General features: G+C 72.4%; 19 protein-coding genes. 6 read left to right on the top strand and 13 right to left on the bottom strand.

All coding sequences use genetic code 11. The features are described 5' to 3' along the window. Window positions 1-109: 109 nt before the first annotated feature. Window positions 110-967, top strand: coding sequence for a (2Fe-2S)-binding protein (locus P8A18_RS28175; protein ID WP_306058947.1), 858 nt, complete (start codon window positions 110-112; stop codon window positions 965-967). 21 nt (window positions 968-988) lie between these two features. Here the strand turns inward: P8A18_RS28175 and P8A18_RS28170 are convergent, their stop codons facing one another. Beyond that, on the bottom strand, window positions 989-2,080 hold the full coding sequence (locus P8A18_RS28170) for a PLP-dependent cysteine synthase family protein (RefSeq protein WP_306058945.1): 1,092 nt from the start codon (window positions 2,078-2,080) through the stop codon (window positions 989-991). Window positions 2,081-2,273: 193 nt separating this feature from the next. On the opposite strand from P8A18_RS28170, the gene P8A18_RS28165 reads away from it, so the two are divergent. Next, window positions 2,274-3,353, top strand: a complete 1,080-nt coding sequence (locus tag P8A18_RS28165; protein ID WP_306058943.1) for a DUF2637 domain-containing protein — start codon at window positions 2,274-2,276, stop codon at window positions 3,351-3,353. A 51-nt stretch (window positions 3,354-3,404) separates the two neighbouring features. Here P8A18_RS28165 and P8A18_RS28160 read toward each other — a convergent pair whose 3' ends face one another. Together P8A18_RS28160 and P8A18_RS28155 are read right to left on the bottom strand one after the other, a co-directional pair. Beyond that, window positions 3,405-3,770, bottom strand: coding sequence for an ATP-binding protein (locus tag P8A18_RS28160; protein WP_026250209.1), 366 nt, complete (start codon window positions 3,768-3,770; stop codon window positions 3,405-3,407). A gap of 156 nt (window positions 3,771-3,926) precedes the next feature. Continuing rightward, complete coding sequence (locus P8A18_RS28155; RefSeq protein ID WP_306058941.1) at window positions 3,927-5,849, bottom strand: serine/threonine-protein kinase; 1,923 nt, start codon at window positions 5,847-5,849, stop codon at window positions 3,927-3,929. Window positions 5,850-6,069: 220 nt separating this feature from the next. Here P8A18_RS28155 and P8A18_RS28150 point away from each other — a divergent pair, with 220 nt between their 5' ends. From P8A18_RS28150 to P8A18_RS28140, 3 genes are all read left to right on the top strand, one after another. Continuing rightward, the gene (locus P8A18_RS28150; protein ID WP_306058939.1) at window positions 6,070-6,660 is read left to right on the top strand and encodes a TetR/AcrR family transcriptional regulator; all 591 of its coding nucleotides are present in this window, start codon (window positions 6,070-6,072) and stop codon (window positions 6,658-6,660) included. Between the two features lie 152 nt (window positions 6,661-6,812). Beyond that, window positions 6,813-7,205, top strand: coding sequence for a guanyl-specific ribonuclease (locus tag P8A18_RS28145; RefSeq protein WP_306058937.1), 393 nt, complete (start codon window positions 6,813-6,815; stop codon window positions 7,203-7,205). Window positions 7,206-7,287: 82 nt separating this feature from the next. Next, window positions 7,288-7,677, top strand: a complete 390-nt coding sequence (locus tag P8A18_RS28140) for a barstar family protein (RefSeq protein ID WP_306058935.1) — start codon at window positions 7,288-7,290, stop codon at window positions 7,675-7,677. Window positions 7,678-7,693: 16 nt separating this feature from the next. Here the strand turns inward: P8A18_RS28140 and P8A18_RS28135 are convergent, their stop codons facing one another. From P8A18_RS28135 to P8A18_RS28090, 10 genes are all read right to left on the bottom strand, one after another. Continuing rightward, entirely contained in the window at window positions 7,694-10,108 is a 2,415-nt protein-coding gene (locus P8A18_RS28135) for a M9 family metallopeptidase (RefSeq protein WP_306058933.1), read from the bottom strand. Window positions 10,109-10,504: 396 nt separating this feature from the next. Beyond that, complete coding sequence (locus P8A18_RS28130; RefSeq protein WP_306058931.1) at window positions 10,505-11,233, bottom strand: GntR family transcriptional regulator; 729 nt, start codon at window positions 11,231-11,233, stop codon at window positions 10,505-10,507. Window positions 11,234-11,302: 69 nt separating this feature from the next. Next, window positions 11,303-12,307 (bottom strand): proline racemase family protein, encoded by a 1,005-nt coding sequence (locus tag P8A18_RS28125; protein ID WP_306058929.1) that lies wholly within the window; start codon window positions 12,305-12,307, stop codon window positions 11,303-11,305. Window positions 12,308-12,349: 42 nt separating this feature from the next. Then, window positions 12,350-13,258 (bottom strand): dihydrodipicolinate synthase family protein, encoded by a 909-nt coding sequence (locus P8A18_RS28120; RefSeq protein WP_306058927.1) that lies wholly within the window; start codon window positions 13,256-13,258, stop codon window positions 12,350-12,352. A gap of 47 nt (window positions 13,259-13,305) precedes the next feature. Next, the gene (locus P8A18_RS28115) at window positions 13,306-14,745 is read right to left on the bottom strand and encodes an FAD/NAD(P)-dependent oxidoreductase (RefSeq protein ID WP_306058925.1); all 1,440 of its coding nucleotides are present in this window, start codon (window positions 14,743-14,745) and stop codon (window positions 13,306-13,308) included. Next, on the bottom strand, window positions 14,726-15,064 hold the full coding sequence (locus tag P8A18_RS28110) for a (2Fe-2S)-binding protein (RefSeq protein WP_306058923.1): 339 nt from the start codon (window positions 15,062-15,064) through the stop codon (window positions 14,726-14,728). Before P8A18_RS28110 ends, P8A18_RS28115 begins: the two co-directional genes overlap by 20 nt. Window positions 15,065-15,194: 130 nt before the next feature. Then, the gene (locus tag P8A18_RS28105; protein ID WP_306058921.1) at window positions 15,195-16,442 is read right to left on the bottom strand and encodes an NAD(P)/FAD-dependent oxidoreductase; all 1,248 of its coding nucleotides are present in this window, start codon (window positions 16,440-16,442) and stop codon (window positions 15,195-15,197) included. Between the two features lie 175 nt (window positions 16,443-16,617). Continuing rightward, on the bottom strand, window positions 16,618-19,173 hold the full coding sequence (locus P8A18_RS28100) for a phosphatidylinositol-specific phospholipase C domain-containing protein (RefSeq protein WP_306058919.1): 2,556 nt from the start codon (window positions 19,171-19,173) through the stop codon (window positions 16,618-16,620). 108 nt (window positions 19,174-19,281) lie between these two features. Further along, window positions 19,282-21,024 (bottom strand): pyruvate dehydrogenase, encoded by a 1,743-nt coding sequence (locus P8A18_RS28095; RefSeq protein WP_306058917.1) that lies wholly within the window; start codon window positions 21,022-21,024, stop codon window positions 19,282-19,284. A 113-nt stretch (window positions 21,025-21,137) separates the two neighbouring features. Further along, a complete protein-coding gene (locus tag P8A18_RS28090; RefSeq protein WP_306058915.1) occupies window positions 21,138-22,904 on the bottom strand; it encodes a protein phosphatase 2C domain-containing protein in 1,767 nt (588 codons plus the stop codon). A 371-nt stretch (window positions 22,905-23,275) separates the two neighbouring features. On the opposite strand from P8A18_RS28090, the gene P8A18_RS28085 reads away from it, so the two are divergent. Continuing rightward, window positions 23,276-24,277, top strand: a complete 1,002-nt coding sequence (locus tag P8A18_RS28085) for a helix-turn-helix transcriptional regulator (protein WP_306058913.1) — start codon at window positions 23,276-23,278, stop codon at window positions 24,275-24,277. The last annotated feature ends 57 nt before the right edge of the window (window positions 24,278-24,334 follow it).

The raw sequence follows: 24,334 nt of genomic DNA, 5'->3' as shown, positions 1-24,334 counted from the left end.
TTCCCGCACCCTGTGTGCACGATAGGCGCAGGAGGCCGCAGTTCAAACATCGATCCGGTCGGGTAAGGTAAGGCTTACCTGCTGACGATCGTGATTCGGTGGTCCCCGCATGACCCTGCCCGCCCTGCTCCCCGCAGCGACGGCCTCGGCCCTGGCCGACGCGTACGCGCGCCTGACCGAAGTCTTCCCCGGTATGCGCGCCGACATCCTCGCCGAGGGCGAAAGGGCCCCCGGGGGCCCCGGCTGGGTGGGCGCGCACGAGCTCGCGGCCGGCGGGGACGCGCTGGACACCTTCCTCGCCTTCGACGACGCCCAGGTCCAGCGGGACTACGGGCAGCAGGCCCGCCCGGACGTGATCGCCAGTTTCGGCCTCCATCGCTACGCGTGGCCGGCCTGCCTGCTGGTGACGGTGCCGTGGTTCCTGTACCGGCGGGTGCCCCGCATCCCGGTCGAGGACGTCTCGTTCCAGCGGGCGCTGGGGCATCTGACGCTGCGCGTGCGGGAGTTCGCGTGCCTGCCCGGTGACCCGGCGGCCTCGCTGCCGGGGGCCCGGGTGGTGGCCGACGAGGCGGCGCTGCGCGCCGAGGTGCTCGACGCGGTGGCGGGACACCTCGGTCCGGTGCTCGACGGCTTCCGGCCGCGCATGCGGCGCGGCAAGCGGGCCCTGTGGGGCATGGCGACCGACGAGATCGTCGAGGGCCTCTGGTACATCGCCCATCTGCTGGGCGAGGAACAGCGCGCCATGACGGAGCTGGAGGCGCTGCTGCCGGGCACGACGAAGCCGTATGTCGGCACGGCGGGCTTCCGCGAACTGACCGGTCCGAACGGGGAGTCGCTGCCCACCCGCGACCGGGCGAGCTGCTGCCTGTTCTACACGCTGCGCCCCGAGGACACCTGCGTCACCTGCCCGCGCACCTGTGACGCGGAGCGGATTCGCAGGCTGGCGGCCGTTCCCGCCGCCCAGTAGGTGAGCCGGCGCGTCCCGGTGTCACCCGGACCCTTGCCGGGCCGGCCAGTGCCCGGTGCGGGCGAAGCGCTCGATGACGGCCTCGTGGGGCGCGGGATCGAGTCCCCGGGCCCGCACCCATGACGGGTCGAGGTGGGTCTCCAGGTACGGGTCCGCGCTGTCGCCGATGAGAGTCACGATGCTCCCCCGCGCCCCCGCCTCGTGCATCCGGGCCGCCAGGTGGCACGTGCCCCAGAGGTTGGTGCCGGTCGCCGGGCCGGCTTCGGTCCCGGCGGTACGGAGCCACCGCATCGCCGCGACGGACGCCGCGTCCGGCACCGGAATCACCAGGTCGATCAGCGCGGGGCGGAAGCCGGGTTCGGTCCGGGGCCGGCCGATGCCGGGGATCCGGGACGGCATTCCCGTCGTGTAGTCGTCGCACCCGCTCGCCCACGCGGGGAAGTAGGCGGAGTTCTCCGGATCCACCACGGCCAGCCGGGTCGGGTGGCCGTGCGCGCGCAGGTGGCGTCCGACCACCGCGGAGGTCGCCCCGGTACCGGCCCCGGTGACGATCCACTCCGGAACCGGGTGCGGCTCCCCGCTCAGCTGCTCGAAGACCTCGTCGGCGATCGTCGGCTCCCCACACGCGGCGACCGCCCGACCGGCGTCGGTGAAGTGGTCCAGGAAGTGGGCGCCGAGCCGTCCGGCCACCGCCCTCGCCTCGTCCTGCACCGCGGCGGGCGGCAGCTCACCCCGCTGCCACCGCCCGCCCTCCTCCTCGATCCCGGCCAGGGCCCGGACAGGGGTTCCCGCCGGTACGACAGCGGTGAAGGCCAGGCCCAGCAGGCGGGCGAAGCGGGCCCCCGCGACGGCGACCGCCCCGCTCGTCGCCGCGACCACCGGGGTGCCCTCCGTGAGGGCGCCGCTCGCGAGCGCCTCGGTGAACATGGCCCGCACCAGGCGGTACTTCATGCTGCCCGTGGGGTGCGCGGACTCGTCCTTGAGGTAGATGTCGATACCGCGGACCGCGGGCAGCGAAAGCCGCCGCAGGGGCGTGGGGGTGTGGTGCGGGCCGTCCGCGCGCACCCGCCGGATCGCCTCGGCGGCCCATGGGTCGGAGTACTCCTCGGTCATGACCGGACCCTACGGGACGGGTGATTCGATTCGAACGCAATGCGCGCATCAATGACGGGTGTTCGATCAGATCGCGGATATCGGCGGGCTCCGCCACCCCATTGGCGTTCACTTGCCCCGAAACCCTCTGGACGCGAGGAGTTCTCCGCCACGATGGCGCGGAAATCGCCCTACGCAACGCAAGGGACCGCGCATGAGAATGACCGACATATCGCTTGACTGGCTGCTTCCGGGCGCCGTACTGCTCGTGGGGGTCATGGCGGCGGTTGCGGTTGTCGCGCGCGGCAAGCGCGCCTCTGACACATCCGCGGCGGACGACTCCTGGGAACGCAGCGAGGAGCGGCGCCGGCGCAAAGAGACCCTCTACGCCACCGCGTCGTACGTGCTGCTGTTCTGCTGCGCCGCGGTCGCCGCCGCGCTCTCCTTCCACGGGCTCGTCGGCTTCGGCGAGCAGAACCTCGGGCTCTCGGACGGCTGGGAGTACCTGGTGCCGTTCGGCCTGGACGGGGCGGCGATGTTCTGCTCGGTCCTCGCCGTACGGGAGGCCAGCCACGGGGACGCGGCGCTCGGCTCCCGGCTGCTGGTGTGGACCTTCGCCGGTGCCGCCGCCTGGTTCAACTGGGTGCACGCGCCGCGCGGGGTGAACCACGCGGGCGCCCCGCACTTCTTCGCGGGGATGTCCCTCTCGGCCGCCGTGCTCTTCGACCGTGCGCTGAAGCAGACCCGGCGGGCCGCGCTGCGCGAACAGGGCCTGGTGCCCCGGCCGCTGCCGCAGATCCGGATCGTGCGCTGGCTGCGCGCGCCCCGGGAGACCTTCGGCGCCTGGTCGCTGATGCTCCTCGAAGGCGTACGCTCGCTCGACGAGGCGGTCGACGAAGTACGTGAGGACCGCAGGGAGAAGGAGCAGAACCGTCTCCGCAGAAGGGACCAGGAGAAGCTGGACCGGGCGCACATCAAGGCCCTGAACCGGCAGAACCGGGCCTGGAGCCGGGTGGGCCGGGGCGGCGCCCCGGTGGACGTACAGGCGCTCGCGCCCGCGACGGCCTCATCGCAGTCCGTCGCGGAGCCCGCCATATCCGAGCCGGGTCAGCTGCCCCTGCGACCCCGGCCATCCCTGCGAGCCGCCAGCCACTCGAACTCGGCGAGCGTCCCTGAACTGGGCGCGAGTGAGCCGCAAGCGGTGGATCTCACCGCCGAGGACGACACCCAGGCCCTGCCCCGGCTCGATTCGCTGGAGCAGAAGCTGAAGGACCTGGAGCAGCAGTTCGGCTGACAGGCGGGACGCGGTGTTGCGGGAAACGGCCCTGACGGTCCGCGAGGGCTGTCAGGGCCGTCCGCCGTCCAGCTCGAACCAGACCACCTTGCCCAGGGCGTGCGGTCTGACGCCCCAGGAGTCGGCGAGGCTCTCCACCAGGATCAGCCCCCGGCCGTGCGTACCGTCGTCGGCGGGCGGTACGTGCGACTCGGGCGGCATTCCGGTGACGAAGTCCCGCACTTCGACGCGCAGGCGCCGCGGGGCCACGCTCACGGCCACGACCGCGCCGTCGCCCGTGTGCACCAGGGCATTGGTCACCAGCTCGCTGAGCAGCAGCTCGGCCACCTGGGCCGGCTCATCCCGCCACCGGTAGCGCAGTAACTCCCGTACGGCTCCGCGGACTTCGCCCACGGCTGCCAGGTCGGACCGGCCCACCCTGCGGTGCATCCGGGCCACTTCGTGACGCTCCATCGTTTCCCCCGCCCACATGGCCATTCGCCCCCTGTCTCGAAGGTGCTCACGCAATGCATGCCCCGCCTACGGGCTGTCACGCTTGCGGAGCCCCGTGGAACGGGGTGAATCCAGTGCGGCTCAGGGTCGCTTGTAGTAGTAGCCGTTGCCGTTCCCGTTGCCGTTGATGAAGTGGCGGACGCCGCTGCCGTCGATGTCGAAGTAGGACGCGGCGATCTGGCTGTAGCAGTAGCCGGGGTTGGGTCCGACGAGCTTGGGGGCACCCACGTTGAGGCGCCTGCCTCCGTTGGAGGTGGAGGTCACCTTGGCCTCGTAGGGGCAGTTGTTGTACGGATAGTCGTTCATGCGCACCACGCCGGACGTGGAGATGGTGATGGTGCCCGGCATCCCCACGTTGTACAACTCGCCGTACTTCCAGGTGCCCGCGAACGACGCCGGGACCTTGTTGCCGCCGCCGGAGCCTGCGGTGGAGCCGCCGGACGTGGTGGTCGATCCCCCGCCGCCCGAGGTGCTCGTGGACCCTCCCGAGCCGCTGCCGCCCGAACTGCCGCCGCTGGTGGTCGAGCTGCCCCCTCCGCTGCTCGAACTCCCGCCGCCGGAGCCGCTGGTACCGCCGCCGCCCGTGGACGAGCCTCCTGCGGACGAGCCGCCGGAACCGCCCCCCGCGTCTCCGGAGTCCCGGCCGTCCTTGCCCGGCTCCCCGTCCCTGCCGTCCTTTCCGTCCTTGCCGGCGCCGTCCTTCTTCTTCTTGCTCGGGGAAGCCTTCGGGCTCTTGTCGCCGGTGGGGGACGCGCTGCCGGCCGCCGACGGCTCCGGGGCGGCGGCCGTCGGGCTCGTCGCCGTGGCGGCCGGCGGCGCCGCGTGCGCTCCGCCGCCGTCATGGCCGAACGGCTGGAGCACGGCCAGCGTGCCGCCTCCCCCGCCTATGACCAGCACCAGCGGGACGGCGACCGCCCACGGGCGGCGGCGCCTCTCCCGTTTCGGCTTCGCAGCCGTCCCCTCGCCCGCCACCAGCGCCAGGGCGGCCTCCGGCTCCCCCCGCAGACCGAGCGTCGCACGGTCGCTCTCCTGGCGCAGCGGCTTCGCCTCGGCGTCGAGCAACTGCGCGGACTGGCGCGCCAGATGGCTCACGACGGCGGCAGGAAGCCATGCGGAGGCCGCGGGCCCGGCCTCGTACCCCGGCTCGGCGAGCAGCTCGTCCACGGACGGCCGGTCCTCGATCCGCTTGGCCAGAAGCCGCGTGATCAGGGTCTTCAGGCCCTCGTCCCGGACCCGCGAGAGGTCGGGCTCGGCCTCCACGATCTTGTACATGATCGCGTGCTGGTTGCTCACCCCCTGACCGAAGGCGAGCGTGCCGGTCGCCGCGTACGTCAGCACACAGCCGAGGGCGAACACGTCGCTCTTCGGCACCGCGCTCTCCCCGCGCACCTGCTCCGGAGCCATGAAGCCGGGCGAGCCGACGATCATGCTGGCGCTGGTGAGCAGGGACTCGATGGTGGTCCCGACAGCGCGGGCGATGCCGAAGTCGATGACCTTGGGGCCCTGAATCGTCAGCATCACGTTGGAGGGCTTGAGGTCGCGGTGGACGATGCCGGCCTCGTGGATGTCCTTGAGCGCGTGCAGCAGCCCGGTGGCGAGGGCCCGCACGGATTCGGCGGGCAGTGCGCCGTGGCCCCGGACCACCTGTTCCAGGGAGAGGCCGGGGACGTAACCCGTGGCCACCCAGGGGAATTCGGCGTCGGGTGCCGCGTCCAGGACGGGCGCGGTGTAGTCCTCGCCGACGCGCCTGGCCGCTTCGACCTCGCGTCGGAAGCGGGCCCTGAAGTGCGGGTCCGCGACGTGTTCCTCGTGCACGACCTTGACCGCGACCGTGCGGCCGCCGTCGGAGCGGGCCAGGTAGACCCGGCCCATGCCGCCCGCGCCGAGCCTGCCGAGCAGCAGATGGGGCCCGATGCGCGCCGGGTCGGCCGGTGTGAGCGGTTTGATGCCTCCGTCGAGGTAGTCCTCGTTGTCCGCGTGGTCGTCGTTGTTCACGCCGGTCATGTTCGAGCGCTCCCCGTATGTCCCGAACAGCAGTCCCCCGGACCGCCTCCGTCACCTGAAATCCCCCTGCCGCCGCGCGACTTGGCGCGGCGAACGTTCAGTGTGAGGCAGACCGGGCACCAATTGGAACAACTTCCGGAAAAAATTCCGGAAGTTTCTTCTACCCTGGTCCCGGCGGCACCATGAGGAGCCACCACTTCCGGAAGCTGGGGCGGCGTCGATGAGTCCGAAGCAACAACGCGGTGAGGCCACGGCCGCCCAGGTACTCGACCACGCCCTGGAGCTGTACGCGTCCCGCGGTGAGGCCGGTCTCACGCTGGGCGCGATCACCTCGGCGAGCGGGGTGAGCGCGGGAAGCATCTACCACCACTTCGGCAGCCTCCAGGGCGTCGTACTCGCCCTCGCGCAGTCCTGGCTGGGCCGCCTCCTCGAAGAGCTGGCCGGCGCGCTGGAGCCGGTGGAGGGCGCGCGCGACGGGGTCCACGCGGTCACCCGGGCCTACCTCCGCTTCGTACAGAAGCACCCCGACGCGGCCCGGCTCATGCACTCGGTCACCGCCGACCGCGAGATCACCGAGCACGCCCGGCAGATCCGCGGCGCCCAGGAGGCCCGGCTCGCCCCGCTCGCGGCCTGGCTCCACGCCCACCAGCAGTCGGGGGAGCTGGTCGCGCTCCCGCTGCCCGTGCTGGAGTCCCTGATCCTGGGCCCGGTGACCGGCATCGCACGCCGCTGGCTCTCCGTCGGGGACATCGACATCGAGGAGGCCGCCCGCACGGTGCCGTACCACATCTGGCGTTCCGTCAGCCCCTGAATCCGCGCCGGACTGACGTTCGAGCACCGCACTCCCGTGGGACCGCATCGCCCCCGGAAGGGGGATGTGTTCCCTCTCCCCGGTTAACTCTCGAAAAATTCACCCGAGTTGGCGTTGACGCGGCGGTGTCTACGCGCGTCATCATGATGGGTATGCGAATCCCCCCACGGATCACCACGCTGGGCGGTACGGCCGCCCTCCTGTCCGCTCTCGTCGTCGGCGGCCCCCTCACGGCGACCGCCACCGCCTCGGCCACCTCGGTCGGCAGCGTCTGTTACTCGGACCTGCCCTCCCAGGCCCACGACACCCTCGACCTCATCGACGCCGGCGGGCCGTTCCCGTACGACCAGGACGGCACCGTCTTCCAGAACCGCGAGGGCGTGCTGCCCTCGCAGAGCACCGGCTACTACCACGAGTACACCGTGATCACCCCCGGCTCGCCGACGCGCGGCGCGCGCCGCATCGTCACGGGTGAGGAGAGCCGGGAGGACTACTACACGGCCGACCACTACGAGACGTTCGACCTGGTCGACCACGACTGCTGACCCGCTCCCCCGGTCCGGTCCGCGCCGCAGTCCCCCACCTGCGGCGCGGATCACCGGACCGGCCGGCTTGTACGCTCGCCCCATGACCGTGACCTATGTGATCGAAGGTTCCCGGGTCACCGGCCCGGAGAGCTTCTGGACCGTGATCGGCGAGGCGGTGAACGGGCCCGGCGGCTACTTCGGCCGGAATCTCGACGCCTTCGCGGACTGCCTGGGCGGCGGCATGGGCACACCGGACGACGACGACTACGTCATCGAGTGGCGCGACCACGCCCTGTCGGCCCGCGCGCTGGGGCACGAGGAGACCGCCCGCTACCTGGACCGGCTGGCCGGTCGCGCCCATGAGAGCAACCGCGGCCGCCTGCGCGAGGAATCCGCGCAGGCGGCTCTGGGGCTCGGTCCGACCCTCTTCGACCGGCTCGTGGAGATCATCCGGGAGCGGACGGGGCCGGACACACTGCGTCTGCTGTGAGCCGCGCCCGGCCGTATCAGTACCGCGTGGAGACGCTCACCTGATCGAAGTCCTGCACGGCGTACAGGCTGATGTAGTGGGCGCCTTCGGCGGGGTGCTCGACCGTGAGCGTGTGCGCGTTGCCGCTGCCGGTGGCCCGGGAGGTGTACGAACCGGTGGTCGCCCAGCCGTCGGCGCTGTAGTAGAGATCGGCGTCGCCCGTGCCGCCGCTGGTGGTGACGGTGAGCCGGTCGGTGCCTGCGGGTATGTAGACGTAGAGGTAGGCGTAGTTGCCCCGGGTGGCCCGCTGGCCGTCGCGGGCACAGTCCTGGCCCAGCTCCCGGACGTCACTACCGGTGCACTGGGTGGTGGGGTCGGTCGGGTCGGTGGGATCGGTGGGGTTGGTCGTGGTGCCGCAGCTGCCGGCCGCGCACGCCGTCAGCCAGGTGTTCCAGTCGGCGTCGTAGCGGCTGCCGATGGTGGAGGTGAGCAGGGTGCGGGCGCCGTTCCAGTCACCTGCGCGGTAGAGGCCGAGGAGCTTGTCCACGTCGGCGCGGTGCGACTGGAGCATGTAACGCACGGCCAGATAGCCCCAGTTGTAGACGCGGGTCTGGTCGGCGTTCTCGTAGGTGGTGTCGAACAGCGTGCGCAGAGTGTAGGTGTGCGCGGCGGCCTGGGTGACGGCGTCGTCGTAGGTGACATCCCGGTAGGAGTAGGAGACGTACTCCGCGAAGCCCTCGATCCACCAGATGGTCGGGGTGGTGACACCCGCCTCGAAGTCGCCCGCCATGTCGAAGCGGCCGTCGAGGTAGTGCGTGTACTCGTGGTTGAGGTTCCAGATCTGGAAGTCGGGCCGGACCCACTCGGCCTCGTACGCGATGAAGCGCGGCTGGTTGCCGGCCGCCGCCGGGTCGCCCTCCAGGTACATGCCGCCGTTGTTGGTGTCGATGCCGTAGATGGCTCCGGCGTAGGTCTGGTAGTCGGTGCTGGAGTCGAAGACGACCACCTCGATGGTGGTGTTGTGATCGTTGGCCACGGGCCCGTTGTCCTTGGCGACCTGGTGGAAGTAGGCGTCCTGGCCGCGCAGGCTGGTGCAGGCCTTCGTCAGGTCGGCCGACGTCATCTGCTGGGCGAGGATGCGGATGCTGTCACTGCATGTGTACGAGACCGGCAGGACGGCGCTCTTGAGGCGTGCGGCCAGGTCGCAGGTGCCGTACGCGGAGCAGTTGGCGCTGTCGTAGTAGTCGGCCATCTCCGCGAGGCCGACCCACAGCGGTGCGGTGCGCCCGGTGAGGGAGCTGCGGCCGAGGAGGTCGGTGACCAGCGGCCGGACCTTGGAGCGCAGCGCGTCCTCCTGGAGGAAGCGCGCGAGTTCGCGGCCCGCGTTCGAGGTCAGGTACGACTGGTCGGTGCCCAGCAGGTCGAGGTGGTCGCGGGCGAAGCCGGCGAGCGCGTCGAGCAGGCTCGGGTCGGCCTCGACGGCGCTGACGAACTCGGGCAGCTGGTGGCCCCGGAACGTCACGGTGTAGACGTTGTTGACCGCGTTGAGCATGTACCAGGAGCTGTTGTACGAGGAGTTGTAGCCGGCCAGCAGCCGCTTCACGACGTCCAGGTAGCGGGCGTTCTGCTCCGCGCTGTCGATGAGGATGACGGCCTCGGCCAGGGTCTCGCCGTTGGCGTCCGTGACGTCACGGGAGTGCGCCGAGGCGAAGAAGGCGTCCAGGCCGCCCTGGATGGCGGTGCGCAGCGGCGCCCCGTAGCTGCCGACGGTGCCGGGGTCGTAGTACTGCACGTAGTAACCGGCCCGCAGGAAGAGCACCAGTTGCGGCATGCCGGTGCTGCTGTCGCCGGGGTAGGCGGCCGATCCGTCGCGCAGGGCGTTGGCGACGCTGACCATCTGCGCCTCGCGGAAGGCGAGGTAGCCGTCGTTGCCCTTGACGGCGAACAGGGTGTTGACGCAGTCGCTGGTGGAGGCCTTGATCTGCTGGACGAGTGCGCTGCCCGTGCGGCTGGTGAAGTCGGCCACGGAGCAGGCGGCGGCGGTCCCTGCCGCCTCCGCCGTGGTGCGGGCCTTGGCCTTGGTCCGGGCCTTGGCCTTCATCGAGGGGGCGGGGTGGCTCGGCGCCGCGGCGCTCGGGTCGTCGTAGTCGCGTTTCAGCGCGTCCTTGGAGGCGCTGAGCGGGGCCCGGTCGGCGGGGCTCAGTGCCGCGTCGCCCAGGTGGGCGGCGTCCTGGACGGGCGCGGTGAGGGCCTGCGCGGTGGGGCCGCCGGGCTCGGGGGATCCGGCACCGGCCGCCCGGTGCTCGAACGCGGTCGCGCTCGCGGCGGCCGGGGCGGAGGGCCGGGGTTCGGCGGCCCGGCCCGGGGCGGCGAGCATGCCTACGCCCAGACAGGCCGCCAGGGCCGCGGTGGATAGTCCGGTGACTCTCTGTCGGACCGTACGGTTCTTCACGTGCCGCCTCCCAGCGGTGTGGTGGCCGCGCGACGCTGCGCGGCCGTGGGGGATGGTGCGCGGAGGGGCCGGTGGGGATGAACGAACCGCCGGCCGGAGTGGCCTGGCATGAACACGACCCCATCCGCGACCGCCTGTACAATGGCACATGTCACATGTTCTTAGGAAGGCGTGGTGCCCACATTCATTTGCCCGTCAACTCCGTGCGGGCCGGAAGGACGTGACATGACGACATATACGGCTGAGGGCCCGCGTCCGGGTGGACGCGGGCCCTCAGCGGTATGCCGGGCGGTGAGCGGGCTTGTGAGCAGGTGCCTTCCGGGCGGGGGCCTTCGGGGCGGAAGGCTTCGGGGCGGGGGGGGCCTCCCCGGCGGGGGGCCTTCGGGCGGGCAGGCCCTAGCCCTGGACGCCCCCGTGCGTGGCCCGTTCGATCGTGAGCTGGGCGGGTACGTCGCCGCTCCGGTTGTCGCCCGCCCACAGGGAACGGACATGTGACATATGGGCGAGCATGCACGACTCAGCACCCTCGGCGTCACCCGCGACCACCAGGTCGAGCAGCTGTACGTGTTCCTCGGCCGAGGCGGTCAACTGGCCGGACTCGGCGAGGCGGTTCAGCCCGAAGAGACGGGAGCGCTTGCGCAGTTCACCGACCTGCTCGACCAGCCGGCGGTTGCCGGCCAGCCCCAGCAGGGCGAGGTGGAAGCGCCGGTCGGCCTCCAGGTAGCCCAGGATGTCGTGGCGTCCCGCGGCCTCGACGATCTCCAGCGCGACCGGCCGCAGCGCCTCCAGCTCGCGCGTCCGGCCCATCCGCGCGATCCGGCCCACGGTGGGGACCTCGATCATCGCGCGCAGCTCGGTGAAGTCGTCCAGGTCCTGTTCGGTCAGCTCGGTGATGCGGAAGCCCTTGTTGCGTACGGCCTCGACCAGGCCCTCGCGGGCCAGGTCGAGCATCGCCTCACGGACGGGTGTCGCGGACACACCGAATTCGGCGGCGAGCGCGGGCGCCGAGTAGACCGTGCCGGGTTCCAGCTCGCCCGAGACGAGTGCCGCCCGCAGCGCGTGCGCCACCTGGTCGCGCAGGTGCTCCTGCGCCGAGATCACGTTGAGCGACGTCAGGCGGGCCATGTCTGTTCCTCCAGCACCGTGCGGAGCCCCAGACTACAATGTCACGTTGCCTGCGACGGGCGTGCGGGCTCACAGCAGGAAGCCCTCCGGGAACGGGTCGGCGGGGTCGAGGAAGTACTGCGCGGTCCCGGTGATCCAGGCGCGCCCCGTGACCGTCGGGACGACCGCCGGCAGCGTGCCGACCGTGGTTTCCCCGACCAGCCGGCCGGTGAACCTGGTCCCGATGAACGACTCGTTGACGAAGTCCTGGTCCAGGGGCAGTTCTCCCCGGGCGTGCAGCTGGGCCATGCGCGCGGAGGTGCCGGTGCCGCACGGCGAGCGGTCGAACCAGCCGGGGTGGATGGCCATGGCGTGCCGCGAGTGGACGGCGTCGGATCCGGGCGCGATCAGCTGGACGTGTTTGAGCCCGTGGATGGCCGGGTCCAGCGGGTGGACCGGCCGGTCGCCGGACGCGTTGACCTCCTCCATCAACGCCAGCCCCGCCGCGAGCAGTTCGTCCTTCCGTGAGCGGTCGAACGGCAGCCCCAGGTCCTCCAGGCGCACCATCGCGTAGAAGTTGCCGCCGTAGGCGAGGTCGTAGGGCACGGTGCCGTGTCCGGGGACCTTCGCGGTGAGCCCGAGTCCGGCGCTGAACGCCGGGACGTTGGTGAGGGTGACGGAGGTCGCGGCGCCCGCCTCGACGCGGACGTCGACCGTGACCAGTCCGGCGGGGGTGTCCAGCCGTACGGTGGTGACCGGTTCGGTGACCGTGACCATGCCGGTCTCCACCAGTACGGTGGCCACCCCGATGGTGCCGTGCCCGCACATCGGCAGGCAGCCGGAGACCTCCATGAACAGGACCCCGAAGTCGGCGTCGGGGCGGGTCGGCGGCTGGAGCACGGCACCGCTCATCGCGGCGTGGCCGCGCGGCTCGTACATCAGCAGGGTGCGCACCGCGTCCCGGTGCGCCATGAAGTGGGTGCGGCGCTCGGCCATGGTGGCGCCGGGGAGCGTACCGATTCCGCCTGTGATGACGCGGGTGGGCATGCCTTCGGTGTGCGAGTCGACGGCGTGGAAGATGTGGCGGCTGCGCAAGGTGGGCCTCCTACGGCTTCGGTGCGGGGTGGCCTGCGGGATTCAGTCCAGGCCCTCGGCGAGCGCCTTCTCGGTGGCGGCACGCACGGCGGCCAGGGCGTCCCCGCCGAGCGGCAGGCGCGGCGGCCGGGTGGGGCCGCCGTGTCTGCCGGCGATGTCCATGGCCGCCTTGATGGCCTGGACGAACTCCGGTTTGGAGTCCCAGCGCAGCAGCGGGTGCAACTGCCGGTACAGGGGCAGCGCCGTGTCCAGGTCCCCGGAGACCGCCGCCCGGTACAGGGTGACGCAGCCGGCCGGAAGCACGTTGGGGCAGCCGGCGATCCAGCCCACGGCCCCGGCCAGCGCGAGTTCCAGCAGGACGTCGTCGGCGCCGGCGAGCAGGTCGAGGCCGGGCGCCTCCTCGGCGATCTCGTACGCCCTGCGCACGTCGCCGCTGAACTCCTTGACGGCCACGATCGAACCGTCCGCGTGCAGTTGGGCGAGCAGCCGGGGCGTCAGGTCCACCTTGGTGTCGTACGGGTTGTTGTACGCGACGACAGGCAGGCCCGCCCCGGCGACCTCGGCGTAGTGGGCCCGGACGGCCGCGTCCCGGCAGAGGTAGCCGTTGGGCGGCAGCAGCAGGACGGAACCGGCCCCGGCCTCGGCGGCCTCCTCCGCCCGGCGCCACGACTGTGCGCTGTCGTACGAGGAGACCCCGGGCATCACCCGGGCCCCGTCCCCCGCCGCCTCGACGGCGACGCGCACCACGTCCCGGCGTTCCCGGTCGCTGAGGGTCTGGTACTCACCCAGCGAACCGTTGGGCACCACGCCGTCGCAGCCGGCGGCGAGCAGGTCCTGGACATGGGTGGCGTACGCGTCGAAGTCGATGGACCGGTCCTCGCGCAGGGTGAGCGGGGTGGCGACCATGACACCCCGCCAGGGGGCCGTGCTGCCGGTGGAGGTGGTCGTCATGAGAGCTCCTTGAGAGATGGGGTGCGGGGTGCGGGCGGTGTACGTGCTCACGCGTCCTCGGGCCCGGCGGCCCGCGCGAGCGTGGAGAGGGTTACGGGGCAGGCGAGCGGGCGCCGGTCGGGGGCGGCGCCGTCCGTGGCCCCGCCGGCGAGTTCCCGGACGGCGAAGCCGCAGGTCCGGCCCTGGCACCAGCCCATGCCGGCGCGGGTGAGGAGCTTGGCCGTACGGCTGTCGCCGGCGCCCAGCTCGTCCACGGCGGTACGGACGGCGCCGGCGGTGACCTCCTCGCACCGGCAGACCTCGGTGTCCGGCGCGAGCCACGCGCTCCACCCGGGGCCCGGCCGGTGCACCGCGCCCATCAGCCCGGCGAACCGGCGCATCCGGCGCCGTGCGCGGCGCAGCCGGGCCACCCGGGCGGTGGTCCGGCCGGGGCGGCCGTCCCGGGCGTCCGCGATCACCGAGAGGGCCGCCAGCTCGCCTTCGGCCAGGGCCAGCCGCACGCCGCCGATGCCGCCGGTCTCACCTGCGGCCCAGACCCCGGGCACGGTGGTGCGCAGTTCCTCGTCCAGGAGCAGCGCGGCCGAGCCGTCGGTACCGGGCCGGGTGGAGCAGCCGAGCCCGAGGGCGAGGTCCAGTTGCGGGACGAGGCCGTGACCGACGGCCAGGGCGTCGCAGTCGACGCGCCGCCCGGTCCCCGGCACGGGGCGCCACGCGCGGTCGAGCCGGCTGACCGTGACACCTTCCACGCGCTCGGTGCCGTGCACGGCGGTGACGGCCCGGTGCGTAAGCATCCGCACCCCGTGCCGGGCGAGGCCGGCGCGGTGGCGTACCCCTTCCCCGAGCCGGTCCGGGTTCGCGGCCAGGACCAGGGGCGCGCGGGCGTACGCCCCGTACCCGGCGGCCTCCACCAGCGCGGGCACCTCGGCTCCGGCCCGGGCCAGGGAGAGGGCGACGGCCTGGAGCAGCGGCCCGCTTCCGGCCACGACGACGCGCCGGCCCGGCAGCACCAGGCCGGACTTGAGCATGGCCTGCGCCCCGGCCGCGCCCACCACTCCCGGCAGGGTCCATCCGGGGAAGGGCAGTTGGCGTTCGTGGGCACCGGTCGCGACGACGAGGCGGCGTGCGCGCACGGCGGCACCACCTCGGCCGTCGGGTCCGGTGACCAGGTGCAGGGTCCAGTCCTCGCCGGTCCGCCGCACCGCCCATACCTGGTGACCTGTGACATGGCACAGGCGCCCGGCCTCACGCTGCCGGCCGAGGCGCGCGGTGAGCGCGGTGAAGGCGGCCCAGCCGTGGTGCAGGGCTTCGGGCCGGGTGGCGCCGAGGCCGGGGGCGGGCGCGCGGTAGAACTGGCCGCCGGGGGCGTCGGCCGCGTCGATCAGGACCACGTCGAGACCTCCCTCGGCGGCGGTCACGGCGGCCGCGAGCCCGGCGGGTCCGGCGCCGATCACCGCGAGTCCGGCGCGTTCAGGGGCGGGGGGCGGCATGTCCGGTCCCTTCCTGGGTGGTGACGGCGTCGCCGGGGCGGGCGGGCAGCAGGCAGGCGCGCAGGCCGGGTTCCCCGTTGACGGTTGCCAGGCAGTCGAAGCAGGAGCCGATGCCGCAGAAGGCGCCCCGGGGGCGGCCGTTGACCCGGGTGGTCCGCCAGCTGAGGACGGACGCGGCCCACAGCGCGGCCGCGATGCTCTGGCCGGGCAGCGCGCGGACCGGCCGGCCGTCGAAGGTGATCTCGAACCCGGACCCCGGCTCGGCGCCGGCCAGGCCTGCCGGGGTTCGTGCGGGACCACGTCGGCGTGCTCGTCTCACCGGGGCTCCTGTCTCGTCGGTCGGTCGGGGCGAGGGGGTGCGGGGGTGGTGGGTGCGGGGCGGCGGAAGGCGCGGCGAGGGCGGAGCTGTGCCATGTCGCATGCCACGAAGGGGGCGGCCGGGGGCCGGTTCAGTCTGGGGGCGGTTCAGCCGGATCCGGTCCGACCGGCGGCCCCGCCCCGCCCGCCGACGGCGCCCCGCCCAGCGGCCGCGCCCCGCCCGGTCCCGCCTCGCCGAACCGCCCGGGGTTGAAGGGCGTCGGGTCGAGGGGTGGTTCCTCGCCCCGGATCGCCGCCGTGACCAGGACAGCCGTCGCGGGGGCGAGGCCGATGCCCGCGCCCTCGTGACCGCAGGCGTGGAAGAGGCCGGGGACGCGGCGGTCGGGGCCGATCGCGGGGAGGTGGTCGGGCAGGTAGGGGCGGAAGCCGTGGTAGGCGCGCAGTACCCGGGTGTCGCCGAGGACCGGGAAGAGCGCGGCCGCCGCGGCCGCCAGCCGGCTGATCACCGGCACGGACAGGGTGCGGTCGAAGCCCACCCGTTCCCGGCTGGCGCCGATCAGTACGGGCCCGGACGGGGTGCCCTCCACGACCGGCGACGTCTGGAGAGCGGCCGAGGCGCTGGACACATCGGCCACGTACTCCGCGGCGTAGACCTTGTGCCGGATCAGGGGCGGCAGGGGCTCGGTCACGAGGACGAAGCCGCGCCGGGGCAGGACCGGGAGTTCCACCCCGGCCAGTGCGGCGAACTCCCCGCCCCTGACCCCGGTCGCGTTGACCACGGCGGGCGCGAGCAGGTCCCCCGCCCCGGTGCGCACGCCGCGCACCTCGCCCGCCGGGCCGGTGAGTACAGCGGTGACCGGCGTGCCCAGGCGCACGATCGCCCCGGCGTCACGGGCCGCGCGGATCAGGTGGGCGGCCGCCAGGGCGGGCTGGACCTGAGCATCCTGGGAGTAGAGAACACCGCCCGCCAGTCCGGACGCCAGGTGCGGTTCGACCTCGGGCAGTTCGTGCGGGGCGACGGCCGTGACACGCACCCCTGCCCGGCTCTGACCGGCGGCGGTCGCGGTCAGGGTGGCCAGGGACGCCTCGTCCGCCGCGACGACCAGTCCGCCCTTCTGCTCGAACTCGACAGCCCTGGGCAGTTCTTCGGACCACTCGCGCCAGAGCGAGGAGGAGAGCAGCGCGAGGGACAGCTCCGGACCCGGTGGCTTGTCGGAGACCAGGAGGTTGCCCTCCCCTGCCCCCGTGGTGCCGCCGGCGACCGGTCCACCGTCCACCACAGCGACCGAGAGTCCGGACCGGGTGGCGTGGTAGGCGCAGGCGGCGCCGACCACTCCGGCTCCGACAACGACGACATCCAAAGGCTGTCTCGTGAACACGCCAGTAATATGTCACATGGCGCCGAGGGTGCCAAGAGGCCGACTGTCGCGCACAGATGACGCTCCCTCACTCCCGAATCGCACGCACGTGCCCCACCGGAATTCCGGTGGGGCACGTGCGTATGGGGGCGATATCTCCGGTCAGAAACGGATCGGGACCGGGGCTGGGCAGGATTCAGATGTGGACGCGGAAGCCGGGTGCCCCGGTACCGGTGGCGATCACCCCTTGGTCGGCCCACTTGACGGTCCCATCCGTGCCGGCCGTGTGGAGGTAGGCGCGGACGGCGCCGTTGTCGTCGAGGACGAGGTAGTCGGCGCGGCCGTCGCCGTTGATGTCGGCGAAGCGGACCTGCCCGGCGAGCCAGCCGGCGGAACCGGTGGCGATGACGCCGTTGTCCTGCCAGCCGCCGTGGCCGTCGCCGCCGTTGTTGACGTAGGCGTGGACGGCGCCCTGCGCACCGACGACGAGGTAGTCGGCCCTGGCGTCACCACCCACGTCGGCGAAACGGACCTGGTCGCCCGTCCAGGCGCTCGAACCGGAGGCGATGACCCCCTGATCGGCCCACTTGATGGCGCCGGTGGAAGCGTTGGTGGTGTTGAGGAGGGCGCGGGTGGCACCGTTGGGGCCGACGACGAGGTAGTCGGCCCTGGCGTCCCCGCCCACGTCGGCGAAGCGGACCTGGTCACCGGTCCACGCGCTGGAGCCGGTGGCGATGACGCCCTTGTCCTGCCAGCCGCCGCGGCCGTCGCCGCCGGTGTTGATGAACGCGCGGACCGCCCCGTTTCGGGGGTCCACCACCAGGTAGTCGACGCGGGCGTCGCCACCGACGTCGGCGAAGCGGACCTGGTCACCCGTCCAGGCACTCGAACCGGAGGCGATGACCCCCTGATCGGCCCACTCGACGGCGCCGGTGGTGGGGTTGGCGGTGTTGAGCCAGGCACGGACCGCCCCGTTGTCCTCCACCACCAGGTAGTCCGCCCGGCCGTCGCCGTTGATGTCCACGTCGTAGTCACCGTGGTTCGGTGCCTGACGCGGCGGTGCGGGCTCGACCTCGACCGTCTCCTTGATCCAGCCCCTGTCGGCGACGGTCGCGATGCCGCCCAGGAACGCGTCCGCCATCTTGGTGTAGCCGTTGTTGTTGGGGTGCAGGTTGTCGTTGAGGTCGCCGGTGGTCAGTGCGTCCATGCTGACCCAGGAGATCTTGTAGCCCCGCCCGACCCGGTCCGCGACGATCCCCGGGATCGCCTTGTTGTAGGTGTCGACCCGGGCCTGAACCGCCGCGTCGGTGGCGGGCACCAGTGAGGCGACCACGACGACGGTATCGGGCGAGGCGGCGTGAATCTGGTCGATGAGCGCACCCAGTCGCTGCGGTGCCGTCGCCACCTGGTAGTCGCGGTTCATGTCGTTGGTGCCGATGTGCAGCGTGATCAAATTGGGTTCGGCGGCCGCGAGCCAGGTCTCGATGTTCGCCTGCAACTGGTCGATGAGCCAGCCCGAGTGCCCCTCGTGGTGCGTCACACCGTCGGCGTCGGTCTGCGAGCCCACGAACTCCAGCGCGCCCGTGTGCTGGGCGAGGCCGCCCGCCAGTGCGGGCCGGTAGCCGGTCCGGGTACTGCTGCCCACACCCAGGGTGATGGAGTCGCCCAAGGGCATGACCGCGATCCGCGGAGTCTGCCATGAGGGGGCGGTCCATGGCCGGTTCGCGCCGATGATGGTGTTGATCATCGCGTAGCCGGGATAGTCCATCAGCACTTCGCCGGTACGGGACCTCATGGCTCCGAGCAGGGGAAGGACCTTTTCGTTCACCCGGTCCGCGACGGCCTTGGGATAGGCCCACATGCTGGAGCCGCTCGTGTAGTTCAGGTACATGTGCCTGGGGTCGGAGTCCAGGTCGGCCGCAGTGAGGTGGTCGACAACCTTCCGGACCTTGTCATTGATGGCCCCGTCCAGGATGTTCGCCACGTTGTAGTCGTCCTGAATGAAGTAACTGTCGCCGGTGAGACCGTACTTGCCGCTGTACTCGCCCACGTTCCGGAAGCGCTCCAGGACGATCTTCTTGCGCACGTCACCCAGGTTCGGAACATCCGCCTGGCGTTCCCCGCTGACCGAAGGCCCCCAGAAGAACTGGGCGTTGGGGTCATCCGCGAGGTACTTGCGGAACGTGTCGGCGCGGTCCTTGTCGGTCGTGCTGGTCGGCTCGTCCCTGCAGTCGAAGCTCGTGGAGGAGCTGTTGTTGTCGCACTCGGCCCGCAGATGCATCATCACGGTCTCGCTGGGATGCGCGGTCAGGAACTCGCCCAGCACGCGCAGGACATCCGCGAAGTTCGCGTCCTGGTACACCTTGCCGTGGTGGATCGTGAACGAGCCGCCGATGACCCGCACCCGGATGTCGATGGCCCTGATGCCTGCCTGGAGCTGAGCCGCCAGGGTCCGGGCGCTGGGGCCGCCGTTCTGTTGCGTGTAGGTGCTGTCGCCGCCTCGGATCGACAGCGTCTCGTGCGTTCCGGGCACGGACAGCCGGCCGAGTGGGGTGCTGTCGCCGATCCCGCTCATCCAGTCGGGGTTGTCCGCCTTCCCGAGCGACCGGTACGCCGGATTGTCCGTGTCGTCATCCAGCGCCCAAGCCGGCCCGGGGCTCAGGGCGGTAAGGACTGCGGCCATGGCTATGAGTGCGGTGAGCAGAGCGGCGACTCTGCGCCACCCGGTCTTCTCCGCAATATGATGTCTCACGCAGGGTCTCCAAGAGAGTCTTCACACGTTTCCTCTCATGAGCCTCGCGTGTCGTGCTGCCGTCTCCATAACGCGCCGCTAACCCCGTCCACGTTAGCGGTGTCCGGATCAAGGCCGGGGCATGTTACGGAGGTTGGAGCGGGCCATCTGGACCATCCGGCCCACCCCGCCGTCCAGCACGATCTTGCTGGCGGACAGGGCGAATCCGGTCACCATGTCCGCGCTGATCTTCGGCGGGATGGACAGGGCGTTGGGGTCGGTGACGACGTCGACGAGCGCCGGCCCCTTGTGCTTGAAGGCGTCCTTCAGGGCGCTCTGGAGCTCCTTGGGCTTCTCGACGCGCACGCCGTACGCGCCGGCCGCGCGGGCGACGGCGGCGAAGTCCGGGTTCTTGTTGGTCGTACCGAAGGACGGCAGGCCGCCGACCAGCATCTCCAGTTCGACCATGCCCAGCGAGGAGTTGTTGAACAGGACGACCTTGACCGGCAGGTTGTACTGGACCAGGGTCAGGAAGTCGCCCATCAGCATGGTGAATCCGCCGTCGCCCGACATCGAGACGACCTGCCGGTTGCGGTCGGTGAACTGCGCGCCGATCGCCTGCGGCAGCGCGTTGGCCATCGAGCCGTGGCTGAAGGAACCGATCACCCGCCGCTTGCCGTTGGGCGTCAGATAGCGGGCCGCCCATACGTTGCACATGCCGGTGTCGACGGTGAACACCGCGTCGTCGTCGGCGATCTCGTCCAGCACCGAGGCCACGTACTCGGGGTGGATCGGCACGTGCTTCTCGACCTTGCGGGTGTACGCCTTGACCACGCCCTCCAGGGCGTCGGCGTGCTTCTTGAGCATCCGGTCGAGGAACTTGCGGTCGCTCTTGACCTTGACCCGGGGCGTCAGACAGCGCAGCGTCTCGCGGACGTCGCCCCAGACGGCCAGATCCAGCTTGGTGCGCCGGCCGAGGTGTTCGGGCCGCACATCGACCTGCACGATCTGCACGTCGTCGGGCAGGAAGGCGTTGTACGGGAAGTCCGTGCCGAGCAGGATCAGCAGATCGCACTCGTGGGTGGCCTCGTAGGCGGCGCCGTAGCCGAGCAGCCCGCTCATGCCGACGTCGAACGGGTTGTCGTACTGGATCCACTCCTTGCCGCGCAGGGCGTGCCCGACCGGGGCCTTGACCCGCTCGGCGAACTCCATGACCTCGGCGTGCGCACCGGCCGTGCCGCTCCCGCAGAACAGCGTCACCCGTTTGGCCCCGTCCACCATCCGGCAGAGTTTGTCGATCTCGTCGTCGCCCGGCCGTACGGTGGGCCGCGAGGTGACCAGGGCGTGTTCGACGGCCTTCTCCGGAGCGGGCTGCCCGGCGATGTCGCCCGGCATGGTGACGACGCTGACGCCGCCCTGGCCGACCGCGTGCTGGATGGCGGTCTGGAGCAGCCGGGGCATCTGCTGCGGGTTGGAGATCATCTCGTTGTAGTGGCTGCACTCCTGGAAGAGCAGCTCGGGGTGGGTCGCCTGGAAGTAGTTGAGGCCGATCTCGCTCGACGGGATGTGCGAGGCGAGCGCGAGCACGGGGGCCATGGAGCGGTGGGCGTCGTAGAGGCCGTTGATGAGGTGCAGGTTGCCGGGACCGCAGGACCCGGCGCAGGCCGCCAGGGTTCCGGTGATCTGTGCCTCCGCGCCGGCCGCGAACGCGGCGGTCTCCTCGTGCCTGACCTGGATCCACTCCACGCCCGGGTGGCGCCGGATGGCGTCGACGACCGGGTTGAGACTGTCGCCGACGACTCCGTACAAGCGTTTGACGCCCGCCCTGGCGAGGATGTCGACGAACTGCTCCGACACGTTCTGCTTGGCCATGGGTGTCGCACTCCCTCTGCCTGGGCTCCGTGCTCGTCCGGCTGTCCGGAACCCGGGGCGCGAAACCCCGGACGGACGGCTCTTCGGAGTCCATCAACCCATGGTGTGCGCGGTTACGCCTCCCAGACGCCGACCGCCGTACGGTCGTCGGCGTACCCCGTCACCCGGATCTGGGTGTCCGCGAGAAACGCTCCGAGGCCGGGCGCCGCCACGGGCGACCAGCGCGCGGCGAGTTCGCCGGCGAGGGCCGGTTCGCCCCGCATCGGCTCGGCGAGGCCCGTGCCGCACAGCAGCAGGGTGTCGCCCGGCCGGGCGACCGAGGCCCGGAAGCGGAACGGTTCGGCGGGCGGGGGCAGCGGATTCTCGACGTACGGGGCCGGCCCGGTCGGAATACCCAGGTCCATGGTCAGCCGGTCGCCGTCGGGCCCGCTCTCGGGCACGGGCGAGCCGAAGCCGACCACAGGGTCCCCGGCGAGCCGGTCCGGCGCCGGCACGGCCGGTTCGAGGTCCTGCCAGTTGCCGTCCCGCAGCCGGAAGAGACCGCCGTCGCCGACGCCGAAGAAGACCCGGGTGCGGCACTCGGGATCGGCGGACAGCAGCAGGCAGCGCAGGCTCGCGGTGTACGCGCCGGGTCCCAGGCCGAGTTCGGCGGCGCGGGCGCGCAGCTTGCCGTAGCCCCGGTCGGTGAGCCGGTGCAGCCCGGACTTGAGGTCGGCGCGGCGGCCCGCCCTTATGTCGTCGGAGAGCCGGCCGTGGCTGCGCCCGACGGCTTCGCCGATCCAGCGGCAGGCGTCGGCCGCCGCCGTGTGCACCCCCTCCGCGCCCCGGGCGGCTCCGGCGACGGCGACGAGGACCAGGGCGTTGTCCCCGGTCCCGAAGCGCACCGTCAGCAGCGCGTCGCGGCGCGGCTCGCCCCGGAACCGTGCGGAGTCGCCGCGCACGGACGCGGCCCGCAGGGTGTACGTGCCGTACCGGGCGCCGTCCAGCACGGTGTCGGGGACGAGGCTGTCCAGCTCGTACGGGTCGGTGGCGGGCAGCGCGGTGGGCTCGGCGTCGTAGGTGGGCGGCCGGGGGCCCACATGGGCGACCAGGGGCCGGGGCGCGAGGGCCTCGTCGGCGGCCGGCCCGTCATCGGCACGCGCCCCGGCCTCCGCCGGCCGGTCGGCGAGGGGACGCCCGGCGGCCCCGGCGACGCGCGGGTCGGCGGGCGGCTCGGGCTCCGGTTCGGGTTCGGGAGGCGGCGGGCCCGGGAACGTACGCGGCTTCACCGGGCCGGCCTGCGGCTCCCAGGGGGCGCGCACGGACTCCGTCCGGGAGCCGTCCGCCGTCCGGGTGACGAGCGGCGGCGGCACGGACGCGGGCGCGACAGCCCTCGGCGCGGGCGGCGCCGTCCTGGGCCCGGGTCCCGTCTCCGGCACGGGTACCGCCCCGGACTCGGACGCCGACCACGGCTCGGGCTCGGGTGCGGCGGCCCCCTGCGCGGGCGCCGACTCCGCCTCGGGCACCGCCCCAGGCGCGGGCACCGTCCCGGGCCCGGAACCCCTCCACGGCTCGGGCACCGTCCACGGCTCGGGCACCGGCTCCGACTCCGGCGCAGACTCCGCCCCGGCCTCCGGTCCCGCCCACGGCTCAGGCGTCCCTCCCACCTCCGGGTCCGGCGCCTCCCTCGGCTCCGGCACCTCCGGGGCCGTCTCGTAGGCCGGGCCGGCCGTCTCGTAGGCCGGGCCCCCACCGGGTGCCACCGTGCCGGATGCCGAGTCGAAGCGGTCGTCGAGGCTGTCGGCCGTCCGGCTCGCCCCGGTGTCCGGCGTGGATTCGTCGTACAGCCTGCGCCACCAGTCGTCCTCGTGGGCTGCTGGCCTCTCCCCCTGCTGGCTCATGCCTCTATTGTCCACCGCACGGGCCGCGCGAAAACGGGCATCGGGAAATTGATCCGCCGGGCGGCCCCACCCCCCACGGGAAGGACGCCCGGCGGACCGGTCGGTGATCCGGCGTCAGCACCCGGCGAGAGCAGCGGCCCTGAGGCGGGCGAACGTATCGGATTCCTCTTCCCGAACCGGGCGAGGCAGGCATAAACGCGCGCGTTCCCGGGGTTATTGGGGCCACCGTGCCGCCACTTTGGCAGAGTGATGGGTGGTACGGGAATGATGGGCCACGGCGGGTTTGCGCCGTGGCCGCTTTCCGCCACGGGCGGCGGACCTGCCGAGGGCATGCCATCACAGGGGAACACTGCGTCCGGGAGGGGTCGGGGATGCTGGGAGCCATAGGTCTCGACGAGAGGCAGGAGTCGGCCTACCGCGCGCTCGTGGCGCTGGGGGCGGCCGAGGTCTCCGATCTCTCGCACCGGCTGGCGCTGCCCGAACGGGAGACGGAACGGACGCTGCGCCGGCTGGAGCAGCACGGCCTGGCCGCCCAGTCATCCGCCCGCACGGGCCGGTGGGTCGCGGCGCCCCCGGGGGTCGCCCTGGGCGCGCTGCTCACTCAGCAGCGCCACCAGCTGGAGCAGGCCGAGCTGGCGGCGGTGCTGCTGGCCGAGGAGTACCGGGCGGACGCCGCCGAACCGGCCGTCCACGACCTGGTCGAGGTGGTCACCGGGGCGAGCGCGGTGGCCCACCGGTTCCACCAGCTCCAGCTGGGGGCGACGAGCGAGGTGCGCGCCCTGGTCACCGGCAAGCCGATCGCGGTCAGCGGTCTCGACAACGAGTCGGAGGAACAGGCGGCCACGCGCGGGGTGACGTTCCGGGTGGTGGTCGAGCGCGAGGTGCTGGGCCTGGAGTCCGGAATCCTGGAACTGTCGGCGGCGCTCAGCCGCGACGAGCAGTGCCGGGTCGTCGACCGGGTCCCGACCAAGCTGGTGATCGCCGACGGGGCTCTGGCCATGGTGCCGCTGACCGGCCGGGGCGCGGAGCCCGCGGCGCTGGTCGTGCACGGCTCGGGGCTGCTGGAGTCGCTGGCGGCGCTGTTCGAAGCGGTCTGGCGCGAGGCGATGCCGCTGCGGCTCGGCGAGAGCGGGGCGGTGCTGGCACGGCCGGGCGGCCCGGACCCGACGGACCTGGAGATCCTGTCCCTGCTGCTGGCCGGCCTGACCGACGCGAGCGTCGCCAAACAGCTGGACCTCGGGCTGCGGACCGTGCAGCGCCGGGTCAAGGGCCTGATGGAGCTCACCGGCGTCTCGACCCGCCTCCAGCTCGGCTGGCATGCGTACGAGCGGGGCTGGGTCGCCCGCGAACCCCGCCGGCGCCCGCTGCCGTAACAGCCTCTGAGCTGCGCCGACGGCCGCGAGTGCGGCTGCGCGGACGGGCGGGACCGG

Source organism: Streptomyces sp. Mut1, from assembly GCF_030719295.1.
In the GTDB taxonomy this organism is placed as follows: Bacteria; Actinomycetota; Actinomycetes; order Streptomycetales; family Streptomycetaceae; genus Streptomyces; species Streptomyces castrisilvae.
This window is presented reverse-complemented; position numbering and strand designations above follow the sequence as displayed.

Bases quoted from the DNA above. Each gene is read 5' to 3' on its own strand.
- P8A18_RS28175 (WP_306058947.1), top strand. From the start codon at position 110: ATGACCCTGCCCGCCCTGCTCCCCGCAGCGACGGCCTCGGCCCTGGCC.
- P8A18_RS28170 (WP_306058945.1), bottom strand. From the start codon at position 2,080: ATGACCGAGGAGTACTCCGACCCATGGGCCGCCGAGGCGATCCGGCGG.
- P8A18_RS28165 (WP_306058943.1), top strand. From the start codon at position 2,274: ATGAGAATGACCGACATATCGCTTGACTGGCTGCTTCCGGGCGCCGTA.
- P8A18_RS28155 (WP_306058941.1), bottom strand. From the start codon at position 5,849: ATGACCGGCGTGAACAACGACGACCACGCGGACAACGAGGACTACCTC.
- P8A18_RS28150 (WP_306058939.1), top strand. From the start codon at position 6,070: ATGAGTCCGAAGCAACAACGCGGTGAGGCCACGGCCGCCCAGGTACTC.
- P8A18_RS28145 (WP_306058937.1), top strand. From the start codon at position 6,813: ATGCGAATCCCCCCACGGATCACCACGCTGGGCGGTACGGCCGCCCTC.
- P8A18_RS28140 (WP_306058935.1), top strand. From the start codon at position 7,288: ATGACCGTGACCTATGTGATCGAAGGTTCCCGGGTCACCGGCCCGGAG.
- P8A18_RS28130 (WP_306058931.1), bottom strand. From the start codon at position 11,233: ATGGCCCGCCTGACGTCGCTCAACGTGATCTCGGCGCAGGAGCACCTG.
- P8A18_RS28120 (WP_306058927.1), bottom strand. From the start codon at position 13,258: ATGACGACCACCTCCACCGGCAGCACGGCCCCCTGGCGGGGTGTCATG.
- P8A18_RS28115 (WP_306058925.1), bottom strand. From the start codon at position 14,745: ATGCCGCCCCCCGCCCCTGAACGCGCCGGACTCGCGGTGATCGGCGCC.
- P8A18_RS28095 (WP_306058917.1), bottom strand. From the start codon at position 21,024: ATGGCCAAGCAGAACGTGTCGGAGCAGTTCGTCGACATCCTCGCCAGG.
- P8A18_RS28090 (WP_306058915.1), bottom strand. From the start codon at position 22,904: ATGAGCCAGCAGGGGGAGAGGCCAGCAGCCCACGAGGACGACTGGTGG.
- P8A18_RS28085 (WP_306058913.1), top strand. From the start codon at position 23,276: ATGCTGGGAGCCATAGGTCTCGACGAGAGGCAGGAGTCGGCCTACCGC.